The 12,773-nt window shown below is 59.6% G+C and carries 10 protein-coding genes and 1 riboswitch; of the genes, 5 read left to right on the forward strand and 5 right to left on the reverse strand.

Features of this window, described 5'->3' with window-relative positions; genetic code table 11:
• Positions 1-118: 118 nt before the first annotated feature.
• The gene (locus tag BI292_RS21865; RefSeq protein WP_101209140.1) at positions 119-1,384 is read left to right on the forward strand and encodes a sodium:proton antiporter; all 1,266 of its coding nucleotides are present in this window, start codon (positions 119-121) and stop codon (positions 1,382-1,384) included.
• A 64-nt stretch (positions 1,385-1,448) separates the two neighbouring features.
• Here BI292_RS21865 and BI292_RS21870 read toward each other — a convergent pair whose 3' ends face one another.
• Both BI292_RS21870 and BI292_RS21875 read right to left on the reverse strand, forming a co-directional pair.
• Entirely contained in the window at positions 1,449-2,336 is an 888-nt protein-coding gene (locus tag BI292_RS21870; protein ID WP_092276901.1) for a formate/nitrite transporter family protein, read from the reverse strand.
• Positions 2,337-2,519: 183 nt separating this feature from the next.
• Positions 2,520-2,924 carry an acyl-CoA thioesterase gene (locus BI292_RS21875; protein ID WP_092276898.1) on the reverse strand — a complete coding sequence of 135 codons (405 nt, stop codon included), beginning with the start codon at positions 2,922-2,924 and terminating at the stop codon, positions 2,520-2,522.
• Positions 2,925-3,123: 199 nt separating this feature from the next.
• Positions 3,124-3,224, forward strand: a riboswitch (S-adenosyl-L-homocysteine riboswitch).
• A gap of 23 nt (positions 3,225-3,247) precedes the next feature.
• Between BI292_RS21875 and ahcY the strand changes: the two genes are divergently transcribed.
• The 4 genes from ahcY to BI292_RS21895 all read left to right on the forward strand — a co-directional run bounded on the left by ahcY (position 3,248) and on the right by BI292_RS21895 (position 8,771).
• The gene (gene ahcY / locus BI292_RS21880; protein ID WP_101209141.1) at positions 3,248-4,657 is read left to right on the forward strand and encodes an adenosylhomocysteinase; all 1,410 of its coding nucleotides are present in this window, start codon (positions 3,248-3,250) and stop codon (positions 4,655-4,657) included.
• A gap of 179 nt (positions 4,658-4,836) precedes the next feature.
• A complete protein-coding gene (gene metF / locus BI292_RS21885) occupies positions 4,837-5,682 on the forward strand; it encodes a methylenetetrahydrofolate reductase [NAD(P)H] (protein WP_101209142.1) in 846 nt (281 codons plus the stop codon).
• A gap of 169 nt (positions 5,683-5,851) precedes the next feature.
• Positions 5,852-6,667, forward strand: a complete 816-nt coding sequence (locus BI292_RS21890) for an ABC transporter substrate-binding protein (protein ID WP_101209143.1) — start codon at positions 5,852-5,854, stop codon at positions 6,665-6,667.
• Positions 6,668-6,890: 223 nt separating this feature from the next.
• Positions 6,891-8,771 carry a DEAD/DEAH box helicase gene (locus BI292_RS21895; protein ID WP_092276886.1) on the forward strand — a complete coding sequence of 627 codons (1,881 nt, stop codon included), beginning with the start codon at positions 6,891-6,893 and terminating at the stop codon, positions 8,769-8,771.
• A 657-nt stretch (positions 8,772-9,428) separates the two neighbouring features.
• On the opposite strand, the gene BI292_RS21910 is transcribed toward BI292_RS21895, so the two are convergent.
• From BI292_RS21910 to BI292_RS21920, 3 genes are all read right to left on the reverse strand, one after another.
• Positions 9,429-10,022: a YceI family protein gene (locus BI292_RS21910; protein ID WP_101209144.1), complete on the reverse strand. Its 594-nt coding sequence runs from the start codon at positions 10,020-10,022 to the stop codon at positions 9,429-9,431.
• 32 nt (positions 10,023-10,054) lie between these two features.
• Positions 10,055-10,606, reverse strand: coding sequence for a cytochrome b (locus tag BI292_RS21915; RefSeq protein ID WP_092276881.1), 552 nt, complete (start codon positions 10,604-10,606; stop codon positions 10,055-10,057).
• Between the two features lie 322 nt (positions 10,607-10,928).
• On the reverse strand, positions 10,929-12,704 hold the full coding sequence (locus BI292_RS21920) for a flavin monoamine oxidase family protein (protein WP_092276878.1): 1,776 nt from the start codon (positions 12,702-12,704) through the stop codon (positions 10,929-10,931).
• Between the last annotated feature and the right edge of the window lie 69 nt (positions 12,705-12,773).

Consider the following 12,773-nt stretch of genomic DNA (forward strand, 5'->3'; position numbering starts at 1 on the left):
TCTTGATCTCATCACCCATTTCAATCCACCCAACCTGTGCCCTCACCCTCGCCCGGCACATCAAACCCATGCACGGCCCGCATCGTGCCTAACTCATCCCCCATCCAAAGGACCCCGGATGCTTGAACTTGTCGCTGCGTTTATTTGCCTTACGTCCCTGCTCACCTACGTGAATTTCCGCTTCATCGGCCTGCCGCCGACCATCGGTGTGATGGTCACGGCGCTGATGTTTTCCCTGTTATTGCAAGGCCTGAGTTTCATCGGTTACCCCGGTCTCGAAGAGCGCGTGCAGCAGTTGATCGGCCAGATCGATTTCGGCGATTTGCTGATGAACTGGATGCTGTCCTTCCTGCTGTTCGCCGGCGCCCTGCACGTCAACCTGAACGACCTGCGCAGTTACCGCTGGCCAATCGGTTTGCTCGCGACCTTCGGTGTGTTGATCGCCACGGCGGTGATCGGCAGCCTCGCGTATTACATTTTTGCCCTGTTCGGCTGGCACGTGAGCTTCCTCTATTGCCTGCTGTTCGGCGCGCTGATTTCGCCGACCGACCCAATCGCGGTGCTCGGCGTGCTGCGTACCGCCAACGCCTCCAAACCGCTGAAAACCACCATCGTCGGCGAGTCGCTGTTCAATGACGGCACGGCAGTCGTGGTGTTTACCGTGTTGCTCGGCATCGCCCAGCTGGGTGAAACGCCGACGGTTGGCGCCACCGCCATGCTGTTCGCCCACGAAGCGATTGGCGGCGTGGTGTTCGGCGGGCTGATCGGTTACCTCGTGTACCTGATGATCAAGAGCATCGAGCAACATCAGATCGAAGTGATGCTGACCCTGGCGCTGGTGATCGGCGGCTCGGCCATGGCCTCGGAGCTGCACGTTTCCGCGCCGATCGCCATGGTCGTCGCCGGTCTGATCATCGGGAACCTGGGCCGCAACCTGGCGATGAACGACATGACCCGAAAGTACCTCGACGGTTTTTGGGAATTGCTCGATGACATGCTCAACGCGCTGCTGTTCGCGCTGATCGGCATGGAACTGTTGCTGCTGCCGTTCAACTGGCTGCACGTGCTGGCGGCGAGTTTGCTCGCGTTGGCGATTCTGCTGTCGCGCCTGCTGACCGTGGCCCCGGCCATTATGTTGCTGCGACGCTGGCGCACAGTGCCGCGCGGGACGATCCGGATTTTGACGTGGGGTGGTTTGCGCGGCGGTGTTTCGGTGGCCCTGGCCCTGGCGTTGCCGCTGGGCCCGGAGCGCGATCTGATCCTGAGCATCACTTACATCGTGGTGCTGTCGTCGATCCTGTTGCAGGGTTTGAGCATCGGCAAACTGGTCAAACACGTCACCAAGGATGAGCCTGCGCCAACGGCGCAGGCAGAGCATCACTGACAGAAAGCATCACTAAAGAAAGCATCACTGATAGAAAGCATCACTGACTAAACAGCGTCATTGATTACTTTTTGTCCTTTTGCGGATCAGGGCTTGGCTCCTGATCCGCCTCTTCTTTCGGCGCACTGCTTTCGCTGCGCACCTGCGCATGGCTGATCAGGGCGAAGATGAAACTGCCGCCAATGATGTTGCCCGCCAGCGTCGGCCCGGCAAATACCAGCCAGAAATCCTTCCACGGCAACTCGCCAGCAAACACCAGATACGAAACCTCCGCCGAACCGACGACGATGTGCGTGAAATCGCCGAGCGCCATCAGGTAGGTGATGAGGATGATGATCCACATCTTCGCGCTCTCCATGGACGGAATCATCCAGACCATGGTGGCGATCATCCAGCCGCTGATGATGCCTTTGGCGAACATATTCCCGGCGTCGTTTTCCATGATCTTGCGCCCGATGTCGAGGAAGGCCAGATCAGTCTTCGCGTCGAAAATCGGCAAGTGCAACATCACGTAAGCCACCAGCAATGTGCCGCACAGGTTGCCGACCAGCACCACGCTCCACAGCCGCAACAACCGACCGAAGTTGCTCAGTGTGGGTTTGGTCATGATCGGCAGCACGGCCGTCAGGGTGTTTTCGGTGAACAGTTGCTGGCGCGCCAGAATCACCGCGAGGAACCCCGCGCAGTAACCGAAACTGGCGATGACTTTGAAGCCTTCGCCGTCGGGCAGTCGCGAGTTGAGCAATCCCATGGCCATCAGCGACAGGCCCATGGTCAGGCCGGCGGCGAGCGCCGACCACCAGAGCGCCGCGACGCTACGCTCCAGCTCCTGATCGCCCTGGGTTCTGATGATTTCATGCAGCACCGCCGCGCGTGGCGGCTGGTTGCGATGGGCTTCGTGTTTTTCTTCCGCCGAGAGATTCGGGGTCTTGCCGTCTTTTTGGGTGTCCATTGGAGCTGCGAACCGGTGGCGTGTGATGTAAGTACGACACGCGGCGCTCAGCGCTGTTCAGTGACCACCCAAACGAAACCGCTCTTGTAGGAGCGAGGCTTGCCCGCGAAGGGGTTCACCTCGGTTTTTGGGGTGACGCGAATGGCGCCTTCGCGAGCAAGCTTCGCTCCTACAGGACTCGAGTTACTCGCTGGCGAGTTCGTCCTGGAACTGGTCTTTGACGTATTTGATCTCGGTGCGGCCGTGCGGTGCCGGCAGGCCGTCTTCGCCGAGGTTGACGAAAACCATGCGCTCAACGGTAAGGATGCTTTTGCGGGTGATTTTGTTGCGCACTTCGCAGGTCAGGGTGATCGAGGTGCGGCCGAACTCGGTGGCGGTGATGCCCAGCTCGATGATGTCGCCCTGGCGCGAGGCGCTGACGAAGTTGATTTCGGAAATGTACTTGGTGACCACGCGCTGATTGCCGAGCTGGACGATCGCATAGATCGCCGCTTCTTCGTCGATCCAGCGCAACAGGCTGCCGCCGAACAGCGTGCCGTTGGGGTTGAGGTCTTCGGGTTTTACCCATTTGCGGGTGTGGAAGTTCATGTTCACTCCTGAGCGTCTTGCCGAATGATGGGCGCCATCATGGCAGAGCGCGCCGTTGCGCTCTATCAAGCATCGACTATGGCCTCGATTACCGTTCAGACATTGACCCACATAAACGCTTTGGAAGATCAGCTTAGCCCGCTATAATCGCCTCCGTTTCAAAACGGTAACGTTTGCTCTGCTACCGTTTTCCCGCCACCTGTCCGAGGGGCGCTGCAGCAGGTCAAACCTGTCAGGCTCGGATGGGGCGTTGCCAGGTCGTATGACCCGACACTAAACGCACAACGGCGCCCATTCGCATACATTACGAATGGAGGCTCTTCATGAGCGCTGTTATCACGCCTGCAGATTTTACCGATTACAAAGTCGCCGACATGTCCCTGGCTGCCTGGGGTCGTCGCGAAACCATCATCGCCGAATCCGAAATGCCAGCCCTGATGGGTCTGCGCCGCAAGTACGCCGCTGAGCAGCCGCTCAAAGGCGCGAAGATTCTCGGCTGCATCCACATGACCATTCAGACTGCCGTGCTGATCGAAACCCTGGTTGCCCTGGGTGCCGAAGTGCGCTGGTCGTCCTGCAACATTTTCTCGACTCAAGACCAGGCCGCTGCTGCTATCGCCGCTGCCGGTATCGCGGTTTATGCCTGGAAAGGCGAGACCGAAGAAGAGTACGAGTGGTGCCTGGAGCAAACCATCCTCAAGGACGGCGCGCCTTGGGATGCCAACATGATCCTCGACGACGGCGGCGACCTGACCGAGCTGCTGCACAAGAAATACCCGCAGATCCTCGACCGCGTCCACGGCGTGACCGAAGAAACCACCACTGGCGTTCACCGTCTGCTGGACATGCTGGCCAAGGGCGAGCTGAAAATCCCGGCCATCAACGTCAACGACTCAGTGACCAAGTCCAAGAACGACAACAAGTACGGCTGCCGTCACAGCCTCAACGACGCGATCAAGCGCGGCACCGACCACCTGCTGTCCGGCAAGCAAGCGCTGGTCATCGGTTACGGTGACGTGGGCAAGGGCTCGTCGCAGTCCCTGCGTCAGGAAGGCATGATCGTCAAAGTCTCCGAAGTGGACCCGATCTGCGCCATGCAAGCGTGCATGGACGGCTTTGAACTGGTTTCGCCATTCATCGACGGCATCAACGACGGCACCGAAGCCAGCATCGACAAAGCACTGCTGGGCAAGATCGACCTGATCGTGACCACCACCGGCAACGTCAATGTTTGCGACTCGAACATGCTCAAAGCCCTGAAGAAGCGCGCTGTTGTCTGCAACATCGGCCACTTCGACAACGAAATCGACACGGCTTTCATGCGCAAGAACTGGGCATGGGAAGAAGTGAAGCCACAGGTGCACAAGATTCACCGTACCGGCGCTGGCAGCTTCGATGCGCAGAACGACGACTACCTGATCCTGCTGGCCGAAGGCCGTCTGGTGAACCTGGGTAACGCCACTGGCCACCCGAGCCGCATCATGGACGGTTCGTTCGCCAACCAGGTGCTGGCGCAGATCTTCCTGTTCGGCCAGAAGTACGCCGACCTGTCGCCAGCGCAGAAAGCCGAGCGTCTGACCGTTGAAGTACTGCCGAAGAAACTCGACGAAGAAGTGGCCCTGGAAATGGTCCGCGGTTTCGGCGGCGTGGTCACGCAACTGACCAAGCAACAGGCTGACTACATCGGCGTCACCGTCGAAGGCCCGTTCAAGCCGCACGCTTACCGCTACTGATTGGTCCTGCTGTCCGCCCCTTTCGCAGGGGCGGACTCATGCAGAACACGCAAATCTGTAGGAGCAAAGCTTGCTCGCGATAGCATCATCACGGTTTCCCCTGGATACCGCGGCGCGTTCATCGCGAGCAAGCTTTGCTCCTACAAAAGCAAGGCTTACGCGTTTCCAAGGATATGACCATGTCCCAAGACCGTCGCTACAGCTTCGAGTTCTTCCCTACCAAGACCGATGCTGGGCATGAAAAACTGCTCGCCACTGCCCGTCAGTTGGCGACTTACAATCCCGATTTCTTTTCCTGCACGTACGGCGCTGGCGGTTCGACCCGTGATCGCACGATCAACACCGTGTTGCAGCTCGAAAGCGAAGTCAAAGTCCCGGCCGCCCCGCATCTGTCTTGCGTCGGCGACAGCAAGGACGACCTGCGCGGCCTGCTGACGCAATACAAGGCGGCCGGCATTACCCGCATCGTCGCCCTGCGCGGTGACCTGCCTTCTGGCATGGGCATGGCCAGCGGTGAATTGCGCCACGCCAATGACCTGGTTGAATTCATTCGTGAAGAAACCGGCAATCATTTCCACGTCGAAGTTGCCGCTTACCCGGAAATGCATCCGCAAGCGCGCAACTTTGAAGACGATCTGCAGAACTTCGTGCGCAAGGCCAACGCCGGTGCCGACAGTGCGATCACCCAGTACTTCTTCAACGCCGACAGCTATTTCTACTTCGTCGAGCGTGTACGGGCGATGGGCGTGAACATCCCGATCGTGCCGGGGATCATGCCGATCACCAACTACAGCAAACTCGCGCGCTTCTCCGATGCCTGCGGTGCGGAAATCCCGCGCTGGATTCGCAAGCAGCTGGAAGCCTACGGCGATGACACCCAGAGCATTCAACGCTTTGGTGAGCAAGTCATCACCGAAATGTGCGAACGCCTGCTGCAGGGTGGCGCTCCAGGGTTGCACTTCTACACGCTGAACCAGGCTGAACCGAGCCTGGCAGTGTGGAACAACCTGAAGTTGCCGCGCTGACGCAGCTCCAAGCTTCAAGCTCCAAGCTCCAAGCAAAACCAAAAGATCGCAGCCTTCCGGGGCTGCGATTTTTGCGTTCAGCGCGCTTTTTTTGTGCGCCAACACACGGAGTTAGAGCTTGTGCAGGCAGTTTCTGGCTCTTTACGGTTTCTCGTCGTAATCTCAAGCCATGCCTTTGATCGCGCAATTACTGACCCTGCTACTTTTCACTTGCCTGAGCTTCACCGCTCGGGGCGAGAAATTGCGCATTGTCACCGAGCCGTGGGCACCTTACGTCTATGAACAGGACGGCAAACCGCTGGGTCTGGACTACGAAACCACCGCCATCGTCTTCAAACGCCTGGGCATCGAAGTGGAATGGCAATTCCTGCCGTGGAAGCGCTGCCTGTCGATGCTCGAAACCGGCCAGGCCGACGGCGCGCTGGACATCTTCCACAGCGCCGAACGCGACGCCACCCTGCTCTACCCCAGCGAACCGCTCTCGGAAGTCGAGTTCGTGATGTTCTATGCCAACCAGCGCCCACACCCGTTCAGCACGCTCGAAGCACTCAAAGGCCTGACCATCGGCACCTCGCCGGGTTATCTGTACAGCGAGGATTTCAGCAGCTCGACGCTGTTTACCCGCGAACCGGCGCCGACCCATGAAGCCAACTTCGGCAAACTGGTGCGCGGGCGCATCGACCTGTTAATCACTGATCGCCGAGTCGGCCAGCATCTGCTTGATGAGCTGAACATCCGCGACCAGATCACTGAAAACCCGACAATCATCAGCCATCAGAGCCAGTTTCTGGCCGTGCGGCGCAATGCCGGGATGGATTTGCTGGTGCAGCGCTTCGGCGCCGAGCTCAAGCGATTCAAGCGCGAGCCCGCCTATGCTGAGCTGAGCGCCCGTTACGGGGCGAATCCGGACCCGGTGGTGCAGGCAAAAAGCACTTCAACCGTCCCCAGTAAAACCGTTGAGCAGCAGGAAAGCGGCGCGCAGTGATTGCTCTGTTATACTCCGGCCTTCCCGCCAGGCTCACGCCCGGACGCTCGGAATCGTTCAAGGCATCTCGACCCCGCTACAGCGCAGCTTTTCAGCCCGCGCGAGCGCTCCAGACGAGCCTTCGAAACCCAGCAGGACCGGACGGGATTGCGTTCCTCTTAAACGCCATTCGCGCCAGGCAAGACTCCCATTGGGCCAAGCCCTAACTAAAACAGGATTACTCATGTCCTTTGCTTCCCTCGGTCTCTCCGAGGCTTTAGTCCGCGCCATCGAGGCGGCGGGCTATACCGAGCCTACTCCGGTGCAACAGCGGGCCATTCCCGCCGTGTTGCAAGGTCGCGACCTGATGGTCGCGGCACAGACAGGTACTGGTAAAACCGGCGGCTTCGCCCTTCCGATTCTGGAGCGGTTGTTCCCTAACGGTCACCCGGACAAATCCCAGCGTCACGGCCCACGCCAACCGCGCGTACTGGTCCTGACCCCTACCCGCGAACTCGCGGCTCAAGTGCACGAAAGCTTCAAGGTCTATGCCCGTGACCTGAAGTTTGTCAGTGCCTGCATCTTCGGCGGCGTTGGCATGAACCCACAGGTTCAGGCCATGTCCCGTGGCGTTGACGTGCTGGTCGCCTGCCCTGGCCGCCTGCTCGACCTCGCCGGCCAAGGCAGCGTCGATTTGTCCCACGTGGAAATCCTCGTGCTCGACGAAGCCGACCGCATGCTCGACATGGGTTTTGTCCATGACGTGAAAAAGGTCCTCGCGCGTCTGCCGAGCAAACGCCAGAACCTGCTGTTCTCGGCGACGTTCTCCAAAGACATCACCGACCTCGCCGGCAAGCTGCTGCACAACCCGGAACGCATCGAAGTCACGCCGCCGAACACCACGGTCGAGCGTATCGAACAGCGTGTATTCCGCCTCGCCGCCAGCCACAAGCGCTCGCTGCTTGCGCACCTGATTACCGCTGGCGCCTGGGAACAGGTGCTGGTGTTCACCCGCACCAAGCACGGCGCTAACCGTCTGGCCGAATACCTGGACAAACACGGCCTCACCGCCGTCGCGATCCACGGTAACAAGAGCCAGAACGCGCGCACCAAAGCCCTGGCCGATTTCAAGGCCGGCGAAGTGCGGATCCTGGTCGCCACCGACATCGCCGCTCGCGGCCTCGACATCGATCAGTTGCCACACGTGGTCAACTTCGAACTGCCGAACGTCGATGAAGACTACGTGCACCGTATCGGCCGTACTGGCCGTGCCGGTCGTTCGGGCGAGGCGATATCGCTGGTTGCTCCGGACGAAGAAAAACTGCTGAAAAGCATCGAGCGCATGACCAAGCAGAAAATCGCCGATGGCGACCTGATGGGCTTCGATTCGAGCGCTGTAGAGGCCGAGAAGCCTGAAGTTCGCGAGCGTCCGGATGTGCGTAACCCGCGCAACCCACGTGGCCCGCGCGGCGACGGTCCGAACGGCACTGGTGGTGGCGGCGGTCGTAAGGACAAAGGCAAGGACAAGGGCGGCAAGGAAAAACCTGCAGCCACTGGCCGTGGCGATCGTCCGGCGCGTGAGCACAAGCCGCGCGAAGGCACCCCGGCCCGCGAACAACAGCGTCCGGCGCCACGCGCAGCGGCGGCTGATCGTGCTCCGGATGAGTTCCTCGACGATGACGTGGATAACTTCGGTAACCGCGTTGACTACGTGCCTCAAGCCAAACCGGCCCAGGGCCGTGGTCGTCGTCCAGGTGCTCCGGCACAAGGCGCGGCAACTGGCGCAGGTGCTCCGCGCACCGGCGGCAAGCCTCAGGGTCGCCAAAGCGGCCCGCGCAGCAGCGACGGCGCCACCACCGGCACCCCGCCAGCCAAGCGCAGCGGCCCACGCAACGGCGCTCCACGTGACGGTCAAGCCCGTCGCGAAGAGTCACGCAACCGCCGCCCGGCCCGCACCGACGATCAGCCTCGTTCGGAACCGGCCGTGCAAAACCCGCGTGGCCCGGCACCGAAGATTATCCATAAAGAGTCGAAAACCGATCGGTTCCCGACTCCTGAGCAACTGGATCAACTGCCAGGTCGCCCGCGCGGCGAAAAACCAGCGCTGCTGACCCGCAACCGCTGAGTTTTTGAAGTAACCCAAAATGCCCCGGATCTCACGATCCGGGGCATTTTTTATGCACGCCACAAACCTGTAGGAACGAGGCTCGCCCGCGATAGCGGTGGATCAGCCAGCGAAGATGTTGAATGTATTGGCCCCATCGCGAGCAAGCTCGCTCCCACAGGGGATCTTCAGTGCATACAGGTTTTGCGTACGACAGCGCTCAACTGTAGGAGCGAGGCTTGCCCGCGAAAGCGGTGGGTCAGTCAGCGAAGATGTTGAATGCATTGGCCCCATCGCGAGCAGGCTCACTCCCACAGGGGATTTCCAGTGGACGCGGGTTTCGTGTACGACAACGCTCAACTGTAGGAGCGAGGCTTGCCCGCGAAAGCGGTGGATCAGCCAGCGAAGATGTTGAATGCATTGGCCCCATCGCGAGCAAGCTCACTCCCACAGGGGATCTTCAGTGAACGCGGGTTTCGTGTACGACAACGCTCAACTGTAGGAGCGAGGCTTGCCCGCGAAAGCGGTGGATCAGTCAGCAGATATTTTGAATGTGAAGGCCCCATCGCGAGCAAGCTCACTCCCACAGGGTATATGCGGAGGTCATGGAGATTTTGTGGGCAATAAAAAACGCCCCCGACCGTGAGGCCGGGGGCGTTTTTTTGTCAGGCGCGAAGGTTACTTCGCTTTGACACCTTCAAACGTGATGTACAACTCAACCGCGTCGGAGGTTGGGCCCAGATCTTTTTGCTTGCCGAAGTCGGAGCGCTTGATGCTGGTGGTGCCTTCGAAGCCGGCACGGTAGCCGCCCCATGGATCCTTGCCTTCACCCAGGAAGGTGACTTTGACCACAACTGGCTTGGTCACGCCCAGCAGAGTCAGGTCGCCGGCTACATCAGCAGTGTCTTTGCCAGCGGCGTTTTTGCCGGTGGATTTGACGCTGGTGGAAACGAAAGTGGCCTTGGCGAACTTGCTGACGTTCAGGAAATCAGCGCTGGCGATGTGCTTGTCGCGCTCGGCGTGGTTAGTGAACACGCTGGCGGTATTCACGTTGAACTCGATCTTGCTGTCTTCTGGCTTGGCAGCGTCGAAGCTGAACTTGCCGTCGATGTCCTTGAAAGTACCGGTGATGTAGCTGTAGCCCAAGTGGCTGATCTTGAAGTCGACGAAGGCGTGCTGGCCTTCCTTGTCGACGGTGTAGTCAGCAGCCATCACGTTAGCGGACAGCAGAGCGGAACCGATTGCCAGAGCGGCGAGAGTCTTTTTCAACATGCTTTCTATTCCTTTGGAGTTGAGGTTGAACTTCAAGCTTTGCGGCCGAGCATTCGCGTCAGCGTCGCATCACGGTCGATAAAGTGGTGCTTCAATGCTGCCAACGCATGGAGACCGGAAAAAATTACCAATATCCACGCCAGGTAAAAATGAACCACCCCAGCGGTGTCTGCCTGGTCCGGTAGTCCGGAAACCAGAGCAGGAATCTCAAACAGGCCAAACACCGGAATCCCGACACCGTCTGCGGTGGAAATCAGGTAACCGGCAATCATCACAGCGAACAGGCTGATGTACAGGAACGAATGACCGAACTTGGCGCCGATGCGCGTCATCCGGCTGTAGCTCTGCAACGTCGGCGGCGGTGGGCTGATAAAGCGCCACAGCACACGCAGCAACATGATCGCGAACAGCGTCAGGCCGATGCTTTTGTGCAGGTCCGGCGCGTCTTTGCGCCAGGTGCTGTAGTAATCCAGCCCGACCATCCACAGGCCCAACGCGAACAGCCCGAAGACCGCCAGCGCCACGCCCCAATGCAGGAACACGCTGACCCAGCCATAACGAGAAGAAGAGTTACGTAGCGGCATTGCTCAAATCCTGTGAGAACTGCGAACAAGACTAACGAGTTATCTATCGAATTAAAGCGGAAAATTTCGCTTTGAAATATCGAGAAATACGATCAAGAGTCTCCAAGTGGTGAGTTAAGGAAAGATTAAAGGCGACTTTGTGTCGGGCTGTGAGGCGAATGTCGAGAAATAGGTGTTGGCGCGGACGACGCTATCGCGAGCAGGCTCACTCCTACAGAGAACAGCGTGGCGTCAGATGCAGGAGCGAGCCTGCTCGCGAAAGCCATCTGCCAGGCAAAAAAAAGCGCGGCCCTCAGGCCGCGCTTTCATTCACCGCAACGCCTTACTGCGCTTTGGTCTCAGTCGCTGCAGCCGGTTTTGCCGCAGGCTTTTTCGCCGGTTCAGCTTTCTTCGCCGCCGGTTTGGCCGGGGCTTTTTTAGTCTCGGTTTTTGCCGCAGGTTTCTTCGCCGCAGGCTTGGCCGCTTTCTTCGCTGGCTCGGCTTTGACCGGTGCCGCAGGCTTCGGTGCTTCCACTGGCGCCGGGGCCGGGGCGACCACTGGAGCTGGCGTCGGGGCTGGCGGCGTTACTGGCTCAGGCGCCTTCACTGGTTGCGCTTTCTTCTCTTCGTCCGCAGAACCACCGAACAGATTGCCGAAGAAATTGCTGAAGACGTTGCCTTTCTTCTGCGCTGCCGCGCCCGCCGCTACTGCGGTCGCTGCCGGAACCACTTTCGCCGGTTCAAACGACTTGCCCGCCGCCAGGTCTTCAACCTGACTGGCCGCGCGCTGGCCGGTGCGCAAGGCGCCTTCCAGAGTGCCCGGGTACAAGGTGTCGGTGTGTTCGCCGGCAAACGCTACGCGCTGCAGCGGACGCTCCCACAAGCGCCAGTATTTGCTGATCTGGCCTGGGCCGAAGGCCAGGTAAGCGCCGCCCATCGACGGGTCGGTGCTGTAACGGCGGATTTCATAACCGGTGAACGAACCGCGCGCCTGTGGGTAAAACGCGTGCAGGCGAATCAACACCTGATCGACCATCTGCTTGTCGCCGAAGGCCTGCATCACCCGCGCATTGTCGCCGGACAGGTTGATCACCACATTGGCGCCGCCCTTCAGCGCCGGTTCAATCCACAACATGCCGAGGCCGGCGTTGCTGTAGATCTCGCCGGACATGCGCGCCTTGCTTTCCCACACTGGCGTCTTGAACTTCAGCATGATCTGGTCGCGCCAGCCGTAGTTGGTGCCCTTGATCGCGCCGAGGTGCTGAGCGTCCAGCGCCGGGGTCATGCTGATCTTGTTGAGGGCGCGCAATGGCACTGCGACCACCACATAATCCGCCTGATAACCAACGCTGCCGACTTTGACGGTCACGCCGTCCTTGTCCTGGACAATCGCCGACACCGGTGAGCTGGTCTTGATGGTTTTCAGTTGTTTGACGAAGGCCTGAGCCAACACCGGACTGCCGCCGAGCAGGCGCGAAGCCCGCAGGTCACGGTCGGAAACACCGCTGTAGACTCGGTTCTGCTGTGCGAAATACAGCAGCGACAGGCGCGAAGGTTCGTCGTAACGCGTACGAATCTGCTGATTGATCAACTGACGCGCCGTTGCTGGCAGCGACAGACGGTCGAGCCAATTGGACACGTTGATCTGATCCAGCGCATGCAGCGTGTTGTTGGCAGCCGGGTTTTGCGGGTCTTCGATCGAACGCGCAAGATCATCGACGGTTTTTTCGTAGCGCTTCAGCGCTTCGGCAGTCACCGGGTCTTTGGTGGCCAGATCGGCGGCGGTGAAATAAACACCATCAACCAGGTAGCCGGGTGTGCGCACGAATTCAGGCGCTGGCGTGGTGCTGAGTTTGAACGCCGAAACGTACTTGTTCAGCACCGGTTGGGCCTTGTCGTTGCCGATCCACTCGCTGGTGGCCATGCCGGAGCGACCGCCCAGGCTTGGTTTGGCTTCCAGCAGCGTGACCTGCCAGCCTTTGTTTTGCAGTTCGTACGCCGCCGTGAGGCCCGAAAGCCCACCGCCGATCACGATCGCTGTTTTATCCTTGGCCAGCGCCGAAACGCTGAACAGCCCCAACATCACCAGCGCACAGGCGCGCAGCCAACCAGCAGACATTCAGCGAACTCCGGAAATAAGCGTAGGAAAAATCAGTTTTGCGAGTCAGACGACTCAAAGAATCGCGAA

The sequence above is a fragment of the Pseudomonas sp. 43NM1 genome (assembly GCF_002836905.1).
In the GTDB taxonomy this organism is placed as follows: Bacteria; Pseudomonadota; Gammaproteobacteria; order Pseudomonadales; family Pseudomonadaceae; genus Aquipseudomonas; species Aquipseudomonas prosekii.